Below are 19,383 nucleotides of genomic sequence, written 5' to 3'. Positions count from 1 at the left end.
CGCCCGTCCGCCGGGCGTCAGCGCTTGCTGAACTGGAAGGAACGTCGCGCCTTGGCCTTGCCGTACTTCTTGCGCTCCACGACGCGGGGGTCGCGGGTCAGGAAGCCGGCCTTCTTCAGGATGGCGCGCAGCTCCGGCTCGTAGTTGGTGAGCGCACGGGAAATGCCGTGGCGCACCGCGCCGGCCTGGCCGGACAGCCCGCCGCCGACCACCGAGCAGAACACATCGAACTGCTGGTAGCGGTCGGCCACCAGGAAGGGCTGCGTGATCAGCATGCGCAGGACCGGGCGGGCAAAGTACTTCGCCGCCGGCCTGTCGTTGATCAGGATCTGGCCCTTGCCGGGCTTCACCCACACGCGGGCCACGGCGTCCTTGCGGCGGCCGGTCGCATAGGCGCGGCCGAACGCGTCGCGCTTCGGCTCACGCTTCGGGGCGGCCTCGGGCGCCGCCGGCGTGCCGGCGACGAGTTCCTTGAGGTCCGCGAGGGTACGGGTCTCGCTCATCGCCTCAGGCCACCTTCTTCACGAGCACGGAGTTCTTGCGGTTCAGCGCCGCGACGTCGAGCGCCTCGGGCTGCTGGCCGGCATGCGGATGCTCGGCATCGGCATAGACGTGCAGGTTGCGCATCTGCTCGCGGCCGAGCGGGCCGCGCGTGATCATGCGCTCGACCGCCTTCTCGATGACCCGCTCGGGGTACTTGCTCTCGAGGCGCTCGCGCACGGTGCGCTGCTTGATGCCGCCGGCGTAGCCGGTGTGCCAGTAGAACACCTTCTGCTCCGCCTTCGCGCCGGTGACGCGGATCTTGCGGGCATTGATGATGACGACATGGTCGCCGCAATCCACATGCGGGGTGAACTGCGGCTTGTTCTTGCCGCGAAGGCGATTGGCCACGAGCGTCGCGAGGCGGCCGAGCACGAGCCCGTCCGCATCGATCAGCACCCAGCCCTTCTTGACCTCCGCCGGCTTCAGCGAGGTGGTCTGTCTCGTGAGCATTGGTTTTCCAGGTATCAGGCGTGTTCAGTGGCGTGGCTTATCGCGATCGTGGCCGGGAAAGTCAAGCCGGAAGCGGGATTCGGTGAAGAGGTAACTGGATACCGTAATCCTTGCGCGGCTCTCTTCCCCTCAAGCGGCCTGCCTGCGAGGCTGATGCCAAAGGCGCCCGAAGGCGCCGCCGGATAACCTGGGGAAAGTCCATGACGTCTCTCAACCGCCGCAGCCTGCTCGCCGCCAGCGGGCTGCTCGCCGCGCCTGGCCTGGTTCGGGCCCAGGGCAACTGGCCACAGGGCCAGGCCACAAGTCTCGTGATCCCCTATGCCGCGGGCGGCTCGCCCGACGTGCTCGGCCGGATCATCACCCAGGGATTCGCCGAGCGCAGCGGCGGCACCTTCATCATGGACCACAAGCCGGGCGCCTCCACGACCCTCGCCGCCCGCCACGTGGCCCGCGCGCGCCCGGATGGCACGACGCTGCTGATGGGCACCATCGTCACCTTCACCATGGCGCCCTATGCGCTGCGGAGCCTGGGCTACGACCCGATCAACGACTTCGCCCACATCACCCAGATCGCCGAGACCCTATTCATCATGGTCGCCCACCCGCGGTGGGAGAGCCTCGACCACGTGCTTTCCGAGGCGCGCCGCCGTCCGGGGCAACTCACCTACGCGACCTGGGGCGTCGGCAGCACGTCGCACCTCGGCATGGTGGACCTGATGCAGCGAACCGGGACGGAGATGCTCCACGTCCCCTTCAACGGCACCCCGCCGGCGCTGACCGAGACCATCGCCGGGCGGACGGACGTGATGATTTCCACCTTCGCCCCGGCCAAGCCCCATGTGGAAAGCGGGCGGTTGCGCGCGCTCGGGATGGTCTCGGCGGCGCGGACGCCGGCGCTGCCGGATGTTCCGACCATGACCGAACTCGGCCAGCGGGATTTCGTCCTGGGTGGCTGGTTCAGCCTGCAGGCCCCGTCGGGGACGCCCAGGCCCATCCTGGACCGCGTCAACGACCTGGCCAAGGAGGCCTTCGCCACCCCCGCCACGGCCGAGGCCTTCGCCCGCCTCGGCTTCGCCCGGGCCGAACCCGGGCCGGAGGCGCTGATGGCCCGGATCCGCCGCGAACTCGACCAGAACAAGGACCTGATGCGCCGCGCCGGCATCCAGCCGGAATAGCCGCACGCGAAAGTGCGGGCACCGGTTCGAACCGGCTCCGATAGTCTACCGGTGCGGCGGAGGAGGCCGCGCCCATGTACAGCCACGTCACCCTCGGCACGAACGACATCCGCCGCGCGATCGCCTTCTATGATCCACTGCTGGCCGGGCTCGGCCTGAACCGGCACGAATCGGATATCGAGGAAGGCTATGCCGGCTATGCAGCCGCGCCGGGGGCGAGGCCGCAGTTCTGGGTGACGCGCCCGCTCGATCGCCGGCCGGCCAGCGCCAGCAATGGCATGACCATCGCATTCGACGCGCCGGACCGCCCGGCGGTGGACCGCTTCCACGCCACCGCCCTCGCGCATGGCGGCACGGATGAGGGCGCCCCGGGCCTCCGCCCGCACTACCACCCCGACTACTACGGTGCTTATGTGCGCGACCCCGATGGCAACAAGCTCTGCTGCGTCTGCCGCCGCCCGGCTTAGCGGCGGCACGGCGCGGCGGCGCGGAGGACACGCATGACCGACAAGCCCCATGGCCTTGGCCGCAACGCCTCGAACTACGGCGATCCGGCCTTCGCGCTCTACCTGCGGCGGTCGTTCGCGAAGTCCATGGGCTATTCGCAGGCGATGCTCGACAAGCCGGTGGTCGGCATCGCCGACACGGCGAGCGACTACAACAACTGCCACCGCACCATCCCCGAACTGATCGAGGCGGTGAAGCGCGGCGTGCTCGCCGCCGGCGGCCTGCCGATGGCCTTCCCGACGATCAGCATCTGCGAGCCTTCGCTCAGCCCGTGCTCCATGCACTACCGCAACCTCATGGCGCTCGACACCGAGACCATGCTGGCGAACCAGCCGATGGACGCGGCGGTGCTGGTCGGCGGCTGCGACAAGACGGTGCCGGCGCAGCTCATGGCCGCGATCAGCGCGGGCACGCCGTCGGTGATGCTGGTGGTGGGCCCGATGCTGGCGCAGGCCTTCGAGGGCGAGCGCCTGTCCGCCTGCACCGACTGCCGCCGCTACTGGGCGCGCTATCGCGCGGGCGAGGTCTCGGACGAGAAGATCAGCACGCTGGAAGGCAAGCTGGCGACGACGGCGGGGACCTGCGGCGTGATGGGCACGGCCTCCACCATGGCCTGCCTCGCCGCGACGCTCGGCTTCATGCCCCTCGATGCGGCAAGTGCGCCGGCGGTGCATGCCGACCGGCTCCGCATCGCGGAGGAAGCGGGCGCGCAGGCTGTGCGACTCATCAGGAACCCGGTCTCGCCGCTCTCGCTGATGACGCAGGGCAATCTCGACAATGCGGTGCGCGTGCTGCTGGCGCTCGGCGGTTCGACCAATGCGATCGTGCATCTCGCCGCCATCGCCGGGCGGGCCGGGCTGGCGCTGGACCTGAAGCGCCTCGATGCGCTGTCTGAGACGACCCCGGTGCTGGTGGACCTCAAGCCCACCGGCGAAGGCTACATGGAGGACTTCCATTCGGCCGGCGGCATGCGCGCCCTGCTGTGGGAATTGCGCGACCTGCTGGACCTGACGGCGAAGGATCTGGACGGCGCGTCACTGGCGGAACGCATCGGCGACGGGACGCATTTCGTGGACCGCCGCATCATCCGCGCGCGGGGCGAGCCGGTCTCGCCGGTCGGCGGGCTGGTCGCGCTGTTCGGTTCGCTGGCGCCGGACGGGGCGATCCTCAAGCGCAGCGCGGCGACGCCGGCGCTGTTCGAGACCGAGGCGCGCTGCATCGTCTTCGACGGGCTTGCCGACCTTTCCGCGCGAATCGACGACCCCGATCTCGACGTGACGGCGCAGGACATTCTCGTCCTGAAGGGGGCGGGCCCGCGCAGCCCCGCCGGCATGCCGGAAGCGGGCTACCTGCCCATCCCGAAGAAGCTCGCGCGCCAGGGCGTGAAGGACATGGTCCGCATGAGCGACTGCCGCATGTCCGGCACCGCCTTCGGCACCATCGTCCTGCACATCGCGCCCGAGGCCTCGGTCGGCGGGCCGCTCGCCTTCGTCGAGACCGGCGACCGCATCCGGCTGTCGGTGAAGAACCGCAGCCTCGAACTGCTGGTGGATGAGGCGGTGCTGACGCAGCGGCGGGCCGCCTGGACGCCCGCCCCTGCCCCGGCCCGCGGCTGGGACCGGCTGGTGCATGAGCAGGTGACGCAGGCGCCGCTCGGCGCCGACCTTGCCTTCCTGCGCGCGGCGCCTTGATCGCGCTTGTCGGCGCCACCGGGCGGTCGGGGGTGGCGCTCGCGCGCGCGCTGCTCGCCGCCGGGATGCCCTTCGTGCCGGTGGCGCGGAATGCGGCGGCCTGGGCGGCGCTCGGCCTTCCGGGTGAGTTGCGCGTCGCCGACCTGCGTGACCCCGAGGCGCTGCGACAGGCGCTTGCAGGCGCCGACCGCGTCGTCAGCACCGCCCATGCGCGCTGGACGCCGGCCTTGCTCGCGGCCGCCGAGCCCGACGCGTCCTTCGTGCTGATGGGATCGACGCGCCGCTTCTCGCAATGGCCCGACGACCACGGCGACGGCGTGCGCGCGGGGGAAGCGGCCTTCCTCGCCTCGGGCCGCCCCGGCGTCATGCTGCACCCGACGATGATCTACGGCGCGCAGGGGGAGAACAATGTCCAGCGCCTTTCGGCCCTGCTCGCGCGCCTGCCCGTGGCCCCGCTGCCCGGCGGCGGCCGCGCCCTGGTGCAGCCGATCCACCAGGACGACGTGACGCGCTGCCTGGTCGCCGCCCTGGGCCTGCGCTGGGAGAAGCCGGAAACGCTGGTCATCGCCGGCCCCGCGGCCATGTCCTATCGCGATTTCCTGCGCGCCGTCGCCGCCGCGGCCGGGCTGCGCGCGCCGCCCATCCTGCCCATCCCGGCCCTGCCGCTGCGGCTGCTGGCGCCGCTGACGCGCATCGTGCCGGGCCTGCCGAACGTCACCGGCGACGAGATCCGCCGCCTGACCGAGGACAAGGCCTTCGACATCGGACCGATGCGCCGGATCCTCGGGGTGGAGCCGATTCCGCTCGCGCAAGGCCTTGCCCTCACCTTCGGGCCGGACCACACCACCGGCTGACATCGCACCGGAGCCCTTCCATGCCCGTCAACAACCGCATCGCCGACTTCCATGCCGAGATGACCGCCTGGCGGCGCGACTTCCACGAGAATCCGGAACTCGCCTTCGAGGAAGTCCGTACCTCCCGCATCGTCGCCGAGAAGCTGCGGGAGTTCGGCTGCGACGAGGTCGTGACGGGCATCGCCAAGACCGGCGTGGTCGGCGTCATCCGCGGGCGGAATGCCGCCTCCGGCCGTGCGATCGGCCTGCGCGCGGACATGGATGCGCTGCCGATCCTCGAGGACACCGGCCTGCCCTATGCCTCAAAGACGCCGGGCAAGATGCACGCCTGCGGGCATGACGGGCACACCACCATGCTGCTCGGCGCCGCGAAGTACCTGGCGGAGACGCGCAATTTCGACGGCACCGTCTACGTGATCTTCCAGCCGGCCGAGGAGAATTTCGGCGGCGGCGAGGTCATGGTGAAGGAGGGCCTCTTCGAGCGCTTCCCGATGGAGCGCGTCTTCGGCCTGCACAACTGGCCCGCCATCCCCGCCGGCACCTTCGCCTGGCGGGAAGGCCCGGTGATGGCCGCCGTCGCCAACCTGGAAGTGACCATCACCGGCAAGGGCGCGCACGGCGCCATGCCGCACAACGGCAACGACCCGATCGTCATCGCCGCGGCCATCGTGCAGGCGCTGCAGTCCATCGTCGCGCGCAATGTGGAGCCGGTGGATGCCGGCGTCATCACCATCGGCCACATCACCGGCGGCCACACCTACAACGTGATCCCGCAGACGGTGACGATGCTCGGCACCGCGCGCTGGTTCGACAAGGAGGTCGGCGACCTGCTGGAGAAGCGCTTCCTCGAGACCGTGACCGGCATCGCCGCCGCCTTCGGCGCCTCGGCCGAGGCGAAGTTCATCCGCCTCTACCCCGCCACGATCAACGAGGTGAAGAGCGTCCACCTCGCCGCCGACGCCGCCCGCGCCGTGCAGGGCGAGGCCCGCGTCGTCCCGATGCCGAAGCCGACCATGGGCGGGGAGGATTTCTCCTTCATGCTCAACGCCAAGGACGGCGCCTACCTGATGCTCGGCGGTGGGCGCTCGGAGCAGGACGCCAACGTCCACCACCCGAAATACGACTTCAACGACGAGATCCTCCCCGTCGGCGCGTCCTGGTGGGCGGCGCTGGCGGAGCGGTTGATGCCCCGGCAGGGCTGACGCCGCGCCGCGTTAGCCCGACGGAAACCGTTGGCGGGCAATGGTCGCGGAGGGATGTCCCCGCGACCGGAGCCCGCCCATGGCCAGCCCCAAGCCCGCCTTCGAAACCTGGCCGCTGCTGCCGCGGCCCGTCGAAGGTCGGCCGCGCCCCGCGGACGAACCGGTCCGGGCGGCGGTCACGGCCTGCATCGGCCTCGCCGCGCTGCTGCTGGTGCTGCGCCTGGCCCTGCCCGGCAGCGGGCTGGGGCCGGAGTTCGCGAAGCTCGTCGCGCTTGGCGGCTGCCTGCTCGGGTTTGCGATCACGCTCGCGCTGCTGGCCCTACTGGCCGGCGTCGCGGTGGCCACGCCGATGGTCGCCCTGCCCGCATGGATGCGACAGGTGGCCCTCGGCGCCTTCGACCGTGCCATCCACCTCGCCTTCGTGCTGACGGTGGCGGGGGTGCTCGCCACCGTCGTGCTGCACGGGCGGGTGCCTCCGGCGGCCATCTGGTTCACCGGCCAGGCGGCGCTGCTGTGGGCCTGCCACCGCACGCGGCTGTGGCTCGCCGGGCCGAGCACGGCCTGACACCGGGACAGGCTTTCGCCGCTGCGGCCGTTCCGGCGGAAGGACCTGCTTCATCGGCGCCATCCGGGAGCAGGGCTTCGCTATTTTCGCGCGATACTTGCGACGGCGTGGGGGAAGGCGCCTTTTCGGCGGCGGACCATCGCTGCCGAGGACCTCTGCCATGCCCCATGACGGCCACGACCATCCCTCCATCCCGACGGATGGCTGGAAGCACACTGGCGTCCGCGTCATTCCCGGCGACAGCCTCGACACCAACACCGCGCAGACGCCGGGCATGAACCGTGCCGCCGCGATCAACGCCGCGCGCGTCGGCGCGCAGAAGATCTGGGCCGGCACCGTCCATATCCACCCCGACGCCAAGACCGGCGCGCACCATCACGGGCACCTGGAAAGCGTGATCTACGTGGTGCGCGGCAAGGCCCGCATGCGCTGGGGCGAGAAGCTGGAATTCGTCGCCGAGGCCGGGCCCGGCGACTTCATCTACGTCCCGCCCTACGTGCCGCACCAGGAGATCAACGCGTCCTCCGACGAGACGCTGGAATGCGTGCTGGTGCGCAGCGACAACGAGGCGATCGCGATCAACCTCGACATCGAGCCGGTGGAGAAGCCGGAATCGGTGCTCTGGGTGGACCCGATCCACCGGCCGCCCGGCGGCTGATGCGGCCGCGCCGCGGTCAGGATGCGGCGCTGTCGATCACGATCAGCATCCGCCCGGCGATGGATGTCGGCGTCCGGTCGGGGGCGAGCAGCGCGGCCATGCGCGGGCTCTCGGCCGCGATGCGTTCGAGGTCGGCGTCGATGACGCCGTGGCGGTCGAGGAACATGTTCATCGCGCCGCCGACGCGCACGCAGCCTTGCGATCCCGGCTGGCCGAGGAGCGGCTCGAAGTAATCGGGGTCCGTGGCGTGCAGCAGGAAGCGGATGCGCGCCTCGCTGCCGTCATCCGTCCAGCCGCGCGGCGCCCTGATCCAGCCGAAATCCCAGGCCCGCATGCCGCGCGCGCCGAGGCCGCGGATGCCTTCCTGGTTGGGCGTGCCGAGGGCACGGTAGCCCATGATGCCGCCGTCGTTCACGAAGACGCCGGTGGGGGTGACGAAGTAGCCGCGACGGCCGGTGATGCCCGTGGCCGCCGGTGCCGTCGCCACCACCTCCCACGGGCCTTCCGCGCGTAGCAGCAGCAGCGCAATACGCTGTACGGCCGGCGCGCGGTCCACCAGCAGCGCGAGTTCCGTCCCCTGCGGCGTGCGACCGGCCTCGGCCAAGGCATTGCGGGCCAGCGCGATCCACCGGACGGCCTGCGGCGGGTCCGGTGCGGCGGCGCCCGGAACATCCGCCAGCATGACCGCACGCAGGCGGATGGCCTCCCTGCCCGCCACGTCCGGGGCGGGCGGCGGCCGGCCGGCGCAGGCGGAGACGGAAAGCGCCACAAACGCGAGGCAGCCCCGGCGACCGCAGCCACGCCCGGCAATGCCGGATGCATCGCCACATGCGCGGGTGTGGAGCGGGGAAGGCATCGGTAGTTCCATCGAGCCCGAAGAGGCTTCTGAAATCCTAGCCCGTCTCGATGCCGCAATGGAATGCTCCATGCGTCGCATGATCGCCCTGCGGCTGCCTTCCAGCCTTGCCCGACGCTGCGTCCGCTTGCGACGCCTGCCGGTGCTCCACGGGCACGGGCATGGAGGGCTTGCGCGCCGTGCCGGACGGCCTCATCCGTGTGCAGCGCCCGAGAGGCACGAGGGGATGGGAACGACCATGACGGAAACGATGCGTGCGGCTGTCGTCACGGCTGAGGGCGTGCAGGTGCGGGACGTGCCCCGCCCGAGCCCGGGGCCCGAGGAGGTGCTGGTCCGCGTCCGCGCCGCAACGCTGAACCGCGCCGATCTCGGCGTGGCCGCGGGGCATGCGCATGGCGCGATGGGCGGGCCGGGCACGATCCTCGGCCTCGACTTCGCCGGCGAGGTGGCCGCCGTCGGCAGCGCCGTGAAGGGCGTGAAGCCGGGGGATCGCGTGACCTGCTCGGGCTCCGGCGGCTATGCCGAGTATGCGGTTGCCGACAAGGACCGGGTGCTGCCGATCCCCGACCGCAACCTCTCCTGGGAGGAAGCCGCGACGCTGCCCGTGGCGCTCGCCACCATGCACGACGCGCTGGTCGTGAACGGCCGCATCGCCAAGGGCGAGAGCGCGATGATCCTCGGCGCCTCCTCCGGCGTCGGCATCATGGGCATGCAGATCGCGAAGTTCATGGGGGCGTCGCTGGTCGTCGGCACCTCGACCGATCCAGACCGCCGCGCGCGGCTGAAGGAGTTCGGCGCCGACGTCGCGGTGAACACGCGCGACGCGGACTGGGCGGACCAGGTGCTGGCGGCTACGGGCGGCCGCGGCGTGAACCTGGTGATCGACCAGGTGAGCGGCCCGACCATCAATGCGGCGATGCGCTGCACGGCGATCACCGGGCGGATCGTCAATGTCGGCCGGCTCGGCGGCGCGAAGGGCGAGTTCGACTTCGACCTGCATGCGAACCGCCGCATTTCCTACATCGGCGTCACCCACCGCACGCGCTCGCGCGAGGAGATCCGCGCCGAATACGCGGCGATGCGCCGCGACCTGTGGGGCGCAGTGCAGGAAGGGCGCTTCGCCATCCCGATCGACCGGGTCTTCCCGCTCGACCTGGTGGTGGAGGCGCTCGGCCACATGAAGGCCAACAAGCACTTCGGCAAGATCGTGCTCGCGGTCTGAGGGAGGCGCGCCATGCATGACCTCGTCATCCGCGGCGGCACGGTGGTGGACGGCACCGGCGCCCCGCCTTTCGAGGCCGATGTCGCCATCGGCAACGGCCGCATCGTCGAGGTCGGCCGCGTCGCCGGCCGCGGGGCAGAGGAGATCGACGCCAAGGGCCTGCTCGTCACCCCTGGCTTCGTGGACATCCACACCCACTACGACGCGCAGGCGACCTGGAGCGAGCGGCTGATCTCCTCCTCCATCAACGGCGTCACCACCGCGCTGATCGGCAATTGCGGCGTCGGCTTCGCGCCCTGCCGGCCGGAGCGGCGCGACATGCTGGTGAAGCTGATGGAGGGCGTGGAGGACCTGCCCGAAGTCGTGCTGACCGAGGGCCTGCCCTGGACCTGGCAGTCATTCCCCGACTACCTGAATTTCCTCGGCGGCCGGCGCTACGACACCGACATCGCCGCGATGGTCACCCACGCCCCGCTGCGCGTGCACGTGATGGGCGAGCGCGCGGAAGCCCATGCCGAAGCCACCGAGGCCGAATGCCTCGAGATGGCGCGGCTCGCGGCCGAAGGGCTGGCGGCGGGCGCGGTGGGCATATCGACGTCGCGCGCCCTGGCGCACCGCACCCTCGATGGCCGCCACATCCCGACGCTCGGCGCGCCGGAGGCGGAGCTGGAGGCCCTCGCCCGCGCGCTGCGCGCCCATGGCAGCGGCTGGCTCCAGGTGATCTCCGACTTCGACGACCCGGCGGAGGAGGAATTCGCCCGCCTGCGCCGCGTCGCCGCGGTGGCGGGGCGTCCCCTCACCTTCTCCCTGCTGCAACGGGAATCGAAGCCGAAATTCTGGCGCTGGCTGCTCGACCGCGTGGAGGAAGCCAACGCCGCCGGCGTGCAGATGTTCGGCCAGGTGATGGGCCGCCCGGTCGGGCTGATGTTCGGCTTCGAACTGTCGCAGCACCCCTTCCTGACGCGACCGTCCTACCGCGAGGTCGCCCATCTGCCGCTGCCCGAACGCGCCGCTGCCCTGCGCGACCCGGCGCGCCGCGCCCGCATCCTGGCAGAGCCGACCGACGACGACGCGCTGAAGGTGCGGCTGAACAACTGGGACAAGATCTTCCCGCTCGGCGACCCGCCGGACTACGAGCCGCCGCCTGAACGCTCCGTCGCCGCCATGGCCGCCGCGCGCGACATGGCGCCGGAGGCGCTTTGCTACGACCTGATGCTGGAGCGCGACGGCCAGGCCATCCTGAACCGCCCGCTGCTGAACTACGCCGATGGCGACCTCGGCGCGATCCGCGAGATGATGACCCATCCGCACACGCTGATGGGCCTCGGCGATGGCGGGGCGCATGTCGGCTACATCTGCGATGCCTCCTGCATGACCCACATGCTGGTGCATTGGGCGCGCGACCGCGCGCGCGGGCCGAGGCTGCCGGTCGAGCAGGCGGTGAAGCGCATCAGCCGCGACAACGCGGCGGCCATGGGGCTGGCCGACCGCGGCGTGGTGGCGCCGGGCACCAAGGCGGACCTGAACGTCATCGACTTCGGCCGCCTGCAACTGCGCGCGCCGGAGATGCGCTACGACCTGCCGGCCGGTGGCAAGCGGCTGGTGCAGAAGGCGGAAGGCTATGTCGCGACGGTGCTGTCCGGCGCGATCACCTATCGCGACGGCGAGGCGACCGGGGCCCTGCCCGGCCGCCTGGTGCGCGGGGCGCAGCAGGCCGGCTAGAGCGGCTTCCGTTCGCCCTGGCTCACGGAAATCGCTCTAGGTCATTGTTTTTGCGAGCATATTCACCCGACCAGGTGGTTGCACCTGATCGGGATCTGCTCTAGGCGCCGACCTCCGCGAAGAAGGCCTCGACCAGCGCGTTGAACTGCGCCGCGTGCTCGAAATGGCCGGAATGCCCGGCCTTCGGCAGCGGCGCCACCTTCGCGCCCGGGATCATGGGCGCCATGCCGGCGGGCGCGAAGGGTGGGATCACCACGTCCTCCTCGCTGGGGACGAACAGCACCGGCGTCTGCGCCGCGGCGAAGGATTCCGGCGGGCGCGTGCGTGCGGCATGCAGCTTCGCGCGCACCGCCTCCCGGTCGAAGCCCTGGGAGAGCCCGTTGATATGGGTGTAGAGGTGGTGCAGCGCCGGCTGCTCCTCCGCCATGCGCGCGCCCGCCGCGGGCAGGATGTTGCCGGTGAGCAGCGCCGAGCGCGCCTCCGCACTCTCCTTGCTCCAGGTGGCGAGGCGAGAGTGTTCGGGCTCCCGCATCTGTCGCGGGTCGAGCGAGCCCGTGGTCGCCGCCAGCACCAGCGCCTTGACCCGGCCCGGCCGCAGGAGCGCGTACTCCACCCCGCTCCAGCCGCCCATGGACTGGCAGACCATGCGGATCTCGCCGAGGCCGAGCTCGTCGACCAGCGCCGCCACATCCCCCGCATATTGCGCCGGGTCCGGCCCGCCCGCGGGTGCCGTCGAGGGGAAGAAGCCGCGATGCGAGAAAGCCACGCAGGTGTAGCGCGGTGCGAAATGCGCGACCTGCTGCCACCAGGAGAAGAGGCAGCCGCCCAGGCCATGGGCGAAGACGATCGCCGGGCCCTGGCCGGTCATTTCGTAACGGATGCGCGCATCCGGCCGGTCGATCCAGCCGGCGCGGCGGGGCGGGGCGGCGAAGCTCATGCCAGGTTCTCCATCACGGCCGATTGCGACATGCGGTTCCTCCGGCTTCACTGTCAGGAAGCCAAGCATGCCGCACGAGGCCCGCACTGTCGCCGTCTGGCGGGAAGGCCCGCGCGCGCCTAGGTTGGCGCATCACGCCCCAGGGAGAGTCCCGCCCAGATGGCCAGCACGCCCGACACCTTCGACTACGTCATCGTCGGCGCCGGCGCTGCCGGCTCGATCCTCGCCGCGCGGCTGACGGAAGACCCGGGGGTAACCGTCTGCGTGCTGGAGGCGGGCCCCACGGACCGCAATCCCTGGATCCACATCCCGGCGGGCTTCATCAAGACGCTGGTGGACCCCTCGGTCACCTGGCAGTTCAAGACCGCGCCGACCGAGCGCACCGGCGGCCGCGCCATCGCCACCACGCAGGGGCGGACGCTGGGGGGTTCGTCCTCCGTCAACGGCATGATCTACAACCGTGGCCAGCCGGGCGACCTGAATTCCTGGGCACAGCGCGGCAACCGCGGCTGGGGCTACGAGGATTGCCTGCCCTACTACATGCGCACCGAAAAGCGCATCGGCTTCGGCCGCGACGATCGGCGCGGAAAGCAGGGTTCGCTGCCCGTCACGGACATGGACTGGATCCACCCGCTCTCGGAAGCCTTCATGGAAGGCTGCGTGGCGGCGGGCCTGCCGCGCAACCGGGACTACAACAGCGGTGAGCAGGCCGGCGTCGGCTACTTCCAGCGCGGCATCCAGAAGGGCTGGCGCGTCTCCGCTGCGCGCGCCTTCCTCAAGCCGGCGATGGCGCGGAAGGAGCTCGAGGTCCGCACCAATGCCCGCGCCTGCGGGATCATATTCGAGGGCAGGCGCGCCGTCGGCATCCGCTACGTCACAGCCCGCAACGGCATGCCCGTCGAGGTGCGCGCACGGAAGGAGGTCATCCTTTCCTCCGGCACGGTGAACACGGCGCGATTGCTCCAGGTCTCCGGCGTCGGGCCGGCCTCGACGCTGGCGCGCATCGGCGTGCCGGTGTTCCACGAACTGCCGGTCGGCGAGAGTTTCCGCGACCACTACGCCTCCCGCCTCGTGATGCGCGCCAAGCCGGGGGTCGAGACGCTGAACGAACTCGCCCGCGGCTTCGGCCTGGTGAAGCAGGTGGCGCGCTGGGCGAGCGGCAAGCCGTCCATCCTCGCGACCGCCCCCTCCCACGTGCATATCTTCTGGAAGTCCTTCGAGGGACTGGACGAGCCCGACCTGCAGGGCGTCTTCACCCCCGGCTCCTATGCCGAGGGCAAGGTCTACGTGCTGGACGACTATCCCGGCTGCACCGCCGGCGCCTGGCAGCACCGGCCGGAAAGCCTCGGCTGGGTGCGGGCGAAGAGCACCGACGTCTTCGAGGATCCGGAAATCCAGCCGAACTACCTCGCGGACGAGATGGACCGTCGCGTCCATCTCGGCGGCATCCGCCTGATCCGCAGGCTGCTCCACATGCCGCAACTCGCGCAGTACCTCGACAAGGAAGTGCTGCCCGGCGTGAACATCGAACGCGACGACGAGTTGCTGGACTTCGCCTACAAGAACGGCTCGACGACCTACCACCTCATCGGCACCTGCCGCATGGGCCCGGCCGAGGACAGGACCTCGGTGGTCAACGACCGTCTGCAGGTTCACGGGCTGGAGGGGCTGCGCGTGGTGGACGCCTCCATCATGCCGTCGATGCCGTCCGCCAATACCTACGCGACCACGATGATGATCGCGGAGAGGGCGTCGGACTTCATCCGGGGCCGGCCTCCTCTCTCGGCGGCCGCGTGACGCCTCGAGCGGCTTCCGTTCGCGCCGGCAGACGGCAACCGCTTCGGTCGCTTGTTCTCTCGGTATCCTTAACCGATCGGGAACTTCCGCCTGAACCGATCGGGAACTTCCGCCTGATCGGGATTCGCCCTGGTGCGGGAGGCGATGGGCGTTTGCGCATCAGGCGTCGGCCAGTTGCCTGCGCGTGCGGCGACCTCACCAGCGCTACGCGCCCGACCGCCCGCCAAAGACCCAGCCCTTGCAGGGCTGGGATGACGGTCAGGCGGCGCGCTTCAGGCTGAAGCGCGCCCAGACATCCTCGAGCGCCGACACCAGCCGGTCCATATCGGCGTCCGTGTGGACCGGGGACGGCGTGATGCGCAGCCGCTCCGTCCCGCGCGTCACCGTGGGGTAGTTGATCGGCTGCACGTAGATGCCGTGCTCGTCGAGGAGGATGTCGCTGATCGTCTTGCACACGACCGGGTCGCAAACCATCACCGGCACGATGTGGCTCGGGTTCGGCAGATGCGGCACGCCGGCGGCATCGAGCCGCCTGCGCAGGGTCCGGGCGCGCTCGTGCAGGCGGTCGCGCTCCATGCCGCTGTCGCGCAGGTGCGCGATCGCCGCGCGGGCGCCGGCCGCGACCGCCGGCGGCAGCGCGGTGGAGAATATGAACCCCGAGGCATAGGACCGCACGAAGTCGCACATCGCCGCCGAGCCGGCGATATAGCCGCCGATCACGCCGAAGGCCTTGGCGAGCGTGCCCTGGATCACCGTCAGCCGGTGCGCCACGCCATCGCGCTCCGTCACGCCGCCGCCCGTCGCGCCATAGAGGCCGACGCCATGCACCTCGTCGCAATAGGTCATGGCGCGGAACTCATCCGCCACATCGCAGATGTCCGCGATAGGCGCGATGTCGCCATCCATGGAATAGACGCTCTCGAAGGCCACCAGCTTCGGCGCCTTCGGATCGAGTTCCGCCAGCAGACGGCGCAGGTCGGCGACGTCGTTGTGGCGGAACACGCGCCGCTCGGCGCGCGAATGGCGCATGCCCTCGATCATGGAGGCGTGGTTCATCTCGTCGGAGACGATCACGCAGCCCGGCATGCGGGAGGCGAGCGTGGAGAGCGCCGCCCAGTTCGACATGTAGCCGGAATTGAACAGCAGCGCGGCATCCTTGCCGTGCAGCTCGGCGAGGTCGCGTTCCAGCAGCACGTGCTCGTGGTTGGTGCCGGAGATGTTGCGCGTGCCGCCAGCACCCGCGCCGTAGCGGTCCAGCGCCTCGTGCATCGCGGCGAGCACCTTCGGGTGCTGGCCCATGCCGAGGTAGTCGTTGGAGCACCAGACGGTCACGTCGCGCGTCGCGCCCGCATCGTGGCGGATGGCGCGCGGGTAGTGGCCGGCCTGGCGCTCGATGTCGGCGAAGATCCTGTAGCGTCCCTCGCGGCGGAGGGTGTCGATCTGGGCGCGGAAATAATCCTCGTAGTCCATCGTGGGCTCCCGGGTCCTCGGGTCCGCCAGGCTGGGCGGGCAAGCGTCGCTACAGGACGCAGTATCGTATCAGATCAGAGGCTTGACCCCCTGGTCCTTGATTTGTGTCATGCTGCGATCAGCCGCGCAGCGCCACCTTCGCGCGCGCTCGACGACAAGGCGCCTCCTTGCCCCAGGGCAGTCAGGGCATGCAAGCGCCGCCCGCCGCGCCAAGGCATGCAAATCTGCCTTGGCTGAAACTCGTTGCGCGATCGGAGGAACGCCGCGCGACACTCCCCCGACCTGCGGGGGTGCCAATCCGGATTATTTGCGAAGGCATGTTCCCCAGGGCCTTGCAACGCCGTGCCCACGGCATCATCACCGGGCCTGCGGAATATGGTTGGAGAGAAATCGCATGCGACGACTGATGCTGACGATGGTGGTGGCTGCCGCGTCCTCGCTGCCGGTGGCGGCCTTCGCTGAGGCGGGTGATGCCGCGGCGGGCCAGCGCGTGTTCAACCAGTGCCGCGCGTGCCACACGATCAACGAAGGCGGGCGCCCGGGCGTCGGGCCGAACCTCTGGGGCATCGTCGGCCGCCGCGCCGGCTCGGTCGATGGCTTCCGCTACTCCTCCAACCTGCGCGAACTCGCCACCGGCGGGCTGGTGTGGAACGAGGACCGGCTGCGCGCGTACATCCAGAACCCGAAGGCGGTCGTGCCGACGGGCAGCATGTCCTTCCCGGGCCTGCGCAACGAGACGCAGCTCAACGACCTGATGGCGTATCTCGCCGCGCAGAAGTGATCCGCGCGCGGGCGGTGCCCAGGCCGCCGCCCGCTCTGCCATGCGGACAGAAGTGCCGTATGCATCAGGCGACCGGAGGGCGGTCGCCCGATGACCCGTCCTGCGAGGTGTTCGGCACGGTGCGGGATGTGTCGGGGAGGATTTCTCCCCGGCAGCGCTGCCGATGTCCTTCGACGCCGAAGGCCTATGACGAACGGCGCGGCTGGGGCCGACGCGGAGGCGTCTACCGCGGGGAAAGGCGATTGATCCGCCGGATCACAAGCGCAAGGACGATCAGCGCCGCGACAGGCCCGATCGAGACGCCGTAAGCGAGGCCGAGGCCTATCGAAGCCGCGGGGGTGGCGACACCGAAGACCAGACCGGTCTTTTCCCATGGCAGGAAGCCGGCGCGCCGCGCCTCGGACCACAGCCAGACCACCGGCAGCAGCAACAGCGTGAGGTCGTAGGCGAAGATGTAGGGCGTCGCCAAGGGCGCACCGGCCGCCATCGCGGCGATCTCCGCCCTGCCGCCCGGGCGGCGCCGCGCCACCGCCGCGACAAGGAGGACGGCAGCAAGGGTGACAACGCCCTGCACGACGTAGGCAAGGCCCCGGTCGACGCCCAGGGTGCGGAGAAACCCGAACACGCTCTGGAACTGCCACATGGGAACCTGGCCGGTGTCGAGCGCATGCGTCGCTGTTGGCATGCCCGCCAGGAAGGCCCGCCATGGTTCGGTCCCGAAGGCGGCCACGGAGGCGATAACCAGCAGCGCCCCCGCCACGGTCCCCAGTCCGAGCACGCGCCAGCGTCGCGCGGAAAGAAGCGCCGGCAGCACCAGCAATCCGAGTTGCGGCTTGAAGGACAGCACCGCGAGGATCGCACCGGCCAGGGCCGGGCGCCGATCCAGGGTGACGCCGGCGGCGGCGAAAAGCGCCGTCGTGAGGAAACCATTCTGCCCGTTCGCCACGTTCTGCACCGCGACCGGTGCGAACGTGCAGATGAGAGCGATCGCCGGCCATGGTGCTGCCCGATACGCGGACAGTGCCGCGACGCAGGCGGCCCAGGTCGTACCGATCCAGGCGAAGAAACTCAGCGCGAAGGGAAGGAGCGCGAGCGGCAGGCAGAGCAACAGGAAGGTGGGCGGATAGAGGAACGGAAAATAGCCGCCAGCCACGGAGGTGCCGTGCGCCGCGGCATGCAGCGCGCGGTCCCAGGCCACGGCTGGCGTCCCCGACAGCGCAAGCGACGAGGCCGCGTAGAACGCTGAAAAGTCGATCGTTCCAGGCGTGCGGCCCGCCTCACCCGCCATCCGCTGAAGCGCAACGGCGAGATAGAAGCCTGGCACCAAGGCGAGAACCGCCCCGTAGAGAGCGGCCCGTGTGCCGGTCAGCCAGTGCCCGTCACGGATCCAACTCAGGGGCGCCGCCCTGGCGGCCTCGGCCATTCGCCGCTCCCCTCAGCGTCAGGCCGACTGCGGAACGCGCCGCAGAAACTCCGGCCCGAGTTCCGCCATCGAGTTCGCGCCGATCAGCGCGAGGTCGCGATGGATCTCCTCCTGCAACAGGTCGATCGCGCGCTCGACGCCCGCCTGGCCGCGTACCACGGCCGCCGAGAGCATCGGCCGGCCGACGAAGACGAAGGCCGCGCCGAGGGCGTAGGCCTTCAGCACGTCGGTCCCGCGCCGGATGCCGCCGTCGTAGATCACCGGCAGGCCGCCGGCGACCTTCACGATCTCCGGCAACATGCGCAGGCCCGACACGGCGCCGTCGAGCTGCCGGCCGCCATGGTTGGAAACCATGAAGCCGTCCACGCCGATCTCCTTCGCGCGCACGACGTCGTCGGGGTGCAGGACGCCCTTGATCAGCACCTTGCCCGGGAAGCGCTTGCGGATGAGTTCGAGGTGCGGCCAGGAGAGGCCGTCGCGCGCGCCGAAGGCGCGTTCGAGTTCCCGCGAGAGGATGGGCGGGCCGCGCCCGGCGTCCATGTTCTCGAAATACGGCATGCCGTAGTTCTTCAGCGTCCTGAACCAGGTGCCGAACGCCCAGCCCGGATGCGTCGCCCCCTGCCAGAACAGCTTGAAGGTCGGCTTCAGCGGGATGGTGTAGCCGTTGCGGATGTTGTTCTCGCGATTCGAGGACACCTGCACGTCCACCGTGAGCACGAAGGTCTTGAAGCCCGCGGCGATGACGCGGTCCACCAGCGGCTCGATGCGCGTGGGGTCACCGGGCAGGTAGGCCTGGTACCAGGCGTCCGGATTGGCCTTGGCGATCTCCTCCAGCTTGATGAGCGAGGAGGCGGACATGATCATCGGGATGCCCTTGGCGCGGGCCGCCTGGGTCAGCACCAGGTCGCCGCGATAGGCCATCAGCGCCGAGGAACCCATCGGCGGAATGCCAAAGGGGGCGGCATATTCCTTGCCGAAGAGCGTCGTCGCCGTGGTGCGGGCGCGGGCATCGACCAGCACGCGCGGGATGAAGCCCCATTCGGCGAAGGCGCGGCGGTTGTCATCGAGCGACCAGTCGGTCTCGACCCCGCCGGCGAGGTAGCCGTGCAGCATCTTCGGCAGGTGCTTCTCCGCCGCGACCTCGAAGTCATTCAGCGAGAGGAAGTTGCGCAGGTTCGGCGGCACCGGCGGCGCGGCGCGCTTCTGGGAGAGGGCCTGCGTGGCGGCGGGCGCGCGGGTTTGCGCGGGGCCTTCGGCATTCATGGACGGATCACCCGGGACTGTTTCCGTACAATGATGACCAGGATGCGGAGATCAGGCCAGAGGGCGAGGGCCGCGCGCGCGTCGGGGCTGGGGCCTGTTCGGGCGATGGCGGGAGGCCCGCGCGGGAGGGTTCGAGGGCCTGGGGGGGGTGAATGCACGCCCGATGCATGTGGGGAGGGCGGGCGACCCCCGGGATCAGGTCGGGGGGGTGATGGCGGCGATGCGCAGCTTTCGGCAATGCAGAGCGCGAGAAAGGCTTGAGCCGTG

The 19,383-nt window shown here is 70.4% G+C and carries 18 protein-coding genes; 11 read left to right on the top strand and 7 right to left on the bottom strand.

What is annotated here, in order from left to right; all coding sequences use genetic code 11:
• Positions 1 to 17: 17 nt before the first annotated feature.
• Both rpsI and rplM read right to left on the bottom strand, forming a co-directional pair.
• Positions 18 to 503: a 30S ribosomal protein S9 gene (gene rpsI / locus GXW76_RS12850; RefSeq protein ID WP_211862428.1), complete on the bottom strand. Its 486-nt coding sequence runs from the start codon at positions 501 to 503 to the stop codon at positions 18 to 20.
• A gap of 4 nt (positions 504 to 507) precedes the next feature.
• Complete coding sequence (rplM, locus tag GXW76_RS12845) at positions 508 to 993, bottom strand: 50S ribosomal protein L13 (RefSeq protein WP_211862427.1); 486 nt, start codon at positions 991 to 993, stop codon at positions 508 to 510.
• A 200-nt stretch (positions 994 to 1,193) separates the two neighbouring features.
• On the opposite strand from rplM, the gene GXW76_RS12840 reads away from it, so the two are divergent.
• The 7 genes from GXW76_RS12840 (at position 1,194) to GXW76_RS12810 (ending at position 7,645) form a co-directional block, all read left to right on the top strand.
• Positions 1,194 to 2,168: a Bug family tripartite tricarboxylate transporter substrate binding protein gene (locus GXW76_RS12840; protein WP_211862426.1), complete on the top strand. Its 975-nt coding sequence runs from the start codon at positions 1,194 to 1,196 to the stop codon at positions 2,166 to 2,168.
• A 74-nt stretch (positions 2,169 to 2,242) separates the two neighbouring features.
• Positions 2,243 to 2,635: a VOC family protein gene (locus GXW76_RS12835; protein ID WP_211862425.1), complete on the top strand. Its 393-nt coding sequence runs from the start codon at positions 2,243 to 2,245 to the stop codon at positions 2,633 to 2,635.
• Positions 2,636 to 2,668: 33 nt separating this feature from the next.
• Positions 2,669 to 4,366: a dihydroxy-acid dehydratase gene (locus GXW76_RS12830; protein WP_211862424.1), complete on the top strand. Its 1,698-nt coding sequence runs from the start codon at positions 2,669 to 2,671 to the stop codon at positions 4,364 to 4,366.
• Positions 4,363 to 5,220, top strand: a complete 858-nt coding sequence (locus tag GXW76_RS12825) for an SDR family oxidoreductase (RefSeq protein WP_211862423.1) — start codon at positions 4,363 to 4,365, stop codon at positions 5,218 to 5,220. The genes GXW76_RS12830 and GXW76_RS12825 overlap by 4 nt, the downstream gene beginning before the upstream one ends.
• 20 nt (positions 5,221 to 5,240) lie before the next feature.
• The gene (locus GXW76_RS12820; protein ID WP_211862422.1) at positions 5,241 to 6,422 is read left to right on the top strand and encodes a M20 aminoacylase family protein; all 1,182 of its coding nucleotides are present in this window, start codon (positions 5,241 to 5,243) and stop codon (positions 6,420 to 6,422) included.
• 79 nt (positions 6,423 to 6,501) lie between these two features.
• Entirely contained in the window at positions 6,502 to 6,987 is a 486-nt protein-coding gene (locus GXW76_RS12815) for a hypothetical protein (protein ID WP_211862421.1), read from the top strand.
• A 160-nt stretch (positions 6,988 to 7,147) separates the two neighbouring features.
• Positions 7,148 to 7,645, top strand: a complete 498-nt coding sequence (locus GXW76_RS12810; protein WP_211862420.1) for a cupin domain-containing protein — start codon at positions 7,148 to 7,150, stop codon at positions 7,643 to 7,645.
• Positions 7,646 to 7,661: 16 nt separating this feature from the next.
• On the opposite strand, the gene GXW76_RS12805 is transcribed toward GXW76_RS12810, so the two are convergent.
• Positions 7,662 to 8,414: a L,D-transpeptidase gene (locus GXW76_RS12805; protein WP_211862419.1), complete on the bottom strand. Its 753-nt coding sequence runs from the start codon at positions 8,412 to 8,414 to the stop codon at positions 7,662 to 7,664.
• A gap of 325 nt (positions 8,415 to 8,739) precedes the next feature.
• Here GXW76_RS12805 and GXW76_RS12800 point away from each other — a divergent pair, with 325 nt between their 5' ends.
• Positions 8,740 to 9,723, top strand: a complete 984-nt coding sequence (locus tag GXW76_RS12800; RefSeq protein ID WP_211862418.1) for a zinc-binding dehydrogenase — start codon at positions 8,740 to 8,742, stop codon at positions 9,721 to 9,723.
• Positions 9,724 to 9,735: 12 nt separating this feature from the next.
• Positions 9,736 to 11,445: an N-acyl-D-amino-acid deacylase family protein gene (locus tag GXW76_RS12795; protein WP_211862417.1), complete on the top strand. Its 1,710-nt coding sequence runs from the start codon at positions 9,736 to 9,738 to the stop codon at positions 11,443 to 11,445.
• A 100-nt stretch (positions 11,446 to 11,545) separates the two neighbouring features.
• On the opposite strand, the gene GXW76_RS12790 is transcribed toward GXW76_RS12795, so the two are convergent.
• Positions 11,546 to 12,382 carry an alpha/beta fold hydrolase gene (locus tag GXW76_RS12790; RefSeq protein ID WP_211862416.1) on the bottom strand — a complete coding sequence of 279 codons (837 nt, stop codon included), beginning with the start codon at positions 12,380 to 12,382 and terminating at the stop codon, positions 11,546 to 11,548.
• A 159-nt stretch (positions 12,383 to 12,541) separates the two neighbouring features.
• Between GXW76_RS12790 and GXW76_RS12785 the strand changes: the two genes are divergently transcribed.
• The gene (locus tag GXW76_RS12785) at positions 12,542 to 14,179 is read left to right on the top strand and encodes a GMC family oxidoreductase (RefSeq protein ID WP_211862415.1); all 1,638 of its coding nucleotides are present in this window, start codon (positions 12,542 to 12,544) and stop codon (positions 14,177 to 14,179) included.
• A 258-nt stretch (positions 14,180 to 14,437) separates the two neighbouring features.
• Here GXW76_RS12785 and hemA read toward each other — a convergent pair whose 3' ends face one another.
• A complete protein-coding gene (hemA, locus tag GXW76_RS12780; RefSeq protein WP_211862414.1) occupies positions 14,438 to 15,649 on the bottom strand; it encodes a 5-aminolevulinate synthase in 1,212 nt (403 codons plus the stop codon).
• A 394-nt stretch (positions 15,650 to 16,043) separates the two neighbouring features.
• Between hemA and GXW76_RS12775 the strand changes: the two genes are divergently transcribed.
• On the top strand, positions 16,044 to 16,430 hold the full coding sequence (locus tag GXW76_RS12775; RefSeq protein ID WP_211862413.1) for a c-type cytochrome: 387 nt from the start codon (positions 16,044 to 16,046) through the stop codon (positions 16,428 to 16,430).
• 223 nt (positions 16,431 to 16,653) lie between these two features.
• Here GXW76_RS12775 and GXW76_RS12770 read toward each other — a convergent pair whose 3' ends face one another.
• Together GXW76_RS12770 and GXW76_RS12765 are read right to left on the bottom strand one after the other, a co-directional pair.
• On the bottom strand, positions 16,654 to 17,853 hold the full coding sequence (locus GXW76_RS12770; RefSeq protein WP_211862412.1) for a glycosyltransferase family 87 protein: 1,200 nt from the start codon (positions 17,851 to 17,853) through the stop codon (positions 16,654 to 16,656).
• 18 nt (positions 17,854 to 17,871) lie between these two features.
• Positions 17,872 to 19,116 (bottom strand): alpha-hydroxy acid oxidase, encoded by a 1,245-nt coding sequence (locus GXW76_RS12765; RefSeq protein WP_211862411.1) that lies wholly within the window; start codon positions 19,114 to 19,116, stop codon positions 17,872 to 17,874.
• Positions 19,117 to 19,383 lie beyond the last annotated feature (267 nt).

Origin of the sequence: Neoroseomonas soli, from assembly GCF_018129065.1 — a bacterium.
Taxonomy (GTDB): Bacteria; Pseudomonadota; Alphaproteobacteria; order Acetobacterales; family Acetobacteraceae; genus Neoroseomonas; species Neoroseomonas soli.
This window is presented reverse-complemented; position numbering and strand designations above follow the sequence as displayed.

Bases quoted from the DNA above. Each gene is read 5' to 3' on its own strand.
- GXW76_RS12775 (WP_211862413.1), top strand. From the start codon at position 16,044: ATGCGACGACTGATGCTGACGATGGTGGTGGCTGCCGCGTCCTCGCTG.
- GXW76_RS12830 (WP_211862424.1), top strand. From the start codon at position 2,669: ATGACCGACAAGCCCCATGGCCTTGGCCGCAACGCCTCGAACTACGGC.
- GXW76_RS12800 (WP_211862418.1), top strand. From the start codon at position 8,740: ATGACGGAAACGATGCGTGCGGCTGTCGTCACGGCTGAGGGCGTGCAG.
- GXW76_RS12815 (WP_211862421.1), top strand. From the start codon at position 6,502: ATGGCCAGCCCCAAGCCCGCCTTCGAAACCTGGCCGCTGCTGCCGCGG.
- GXW76_RS12795 (WP_211862417.1), top strand. From the start codon at position 9,736: ATGCATGACCTCGTCATCCGCGGCGGCACGGTGGTGGACGGCACCGGC.
- rplM (WP_211862427.1), bottom strand. From the start codon at position 993: ATGCTCACGAGACAGACCACCTCGCTGAAGCCGGCGGAGGTCAAGAAG.
- GXW76_RS12785 (WP_211862415.1), top strand. From the start codon at position 12,542: ATGGCCAGCACGCCCGACACCTTCGACTACGTCATCGTCGGCGCCGGC.
- rpsI (WP_211862428.1), bottom strand. From the start codon at position 503: ATGAGCGAGACCCGTACCCTCGCGGACCTCAAGGAACTCGTCGCCGGC.
- GXW76_RS12835 (WP_211862425.1), top strand. From the start codon at position 2,243: ATGTACAGCCACGTCACCCTCGGCACGAACGACATCCGCCGCGCGATC.
- hemA (WP_211862414.1), bottom strand. From the start codon at position 15,649: ATGGACTACGAGGATTATTTCCGCGCCCAGATCGACACCCTCCGCCGC.
- GXW76_RS12790 (WP_211862416.1), bottom strand. From the start codon at position 12,382: ATGAGCTTCGCCGCCCCGCCCCGCCGCGCCGGCTGGATCGACCGGCCG.
- GXW76_RS12770 (WP_211862412.1), bottom strand. From the start codon at position 17,853: ATGGCCGAGGCCGCCAGGGCGGCGCCCCTGAGTTGGATCCGTGACGGG.
- GXW76_RS12810 (WP_211862420.1), top strand. From the start codon at position 7,148: ATGCCCCATGACGGCCACGACCATCCCTCCATCCCGACGGATGGCTGG.
- GXW76_RS12820 (WP_211862422.1), top strand. From the start codon at position 5,241: ATGCCCGTCAACAACCGCATCGCCGACTTCCATGCCGAGATGACCGCC.
- GXW76_RS12765 (WP_211862411.1), bottom strand. From the start codon at position 19,116: ATGAATGCCGAAGGCCCCGCGCAAACCCGCGCGCCCGCCGCCACGCAG.
- GXW76_RS12840 (WP_211862426.1), top strand. From the start codon at position 1,194: ATGACGTCTCTCAACCGCCGCAGCCTGCTCGCCGCCAGCGGGCTGCTC.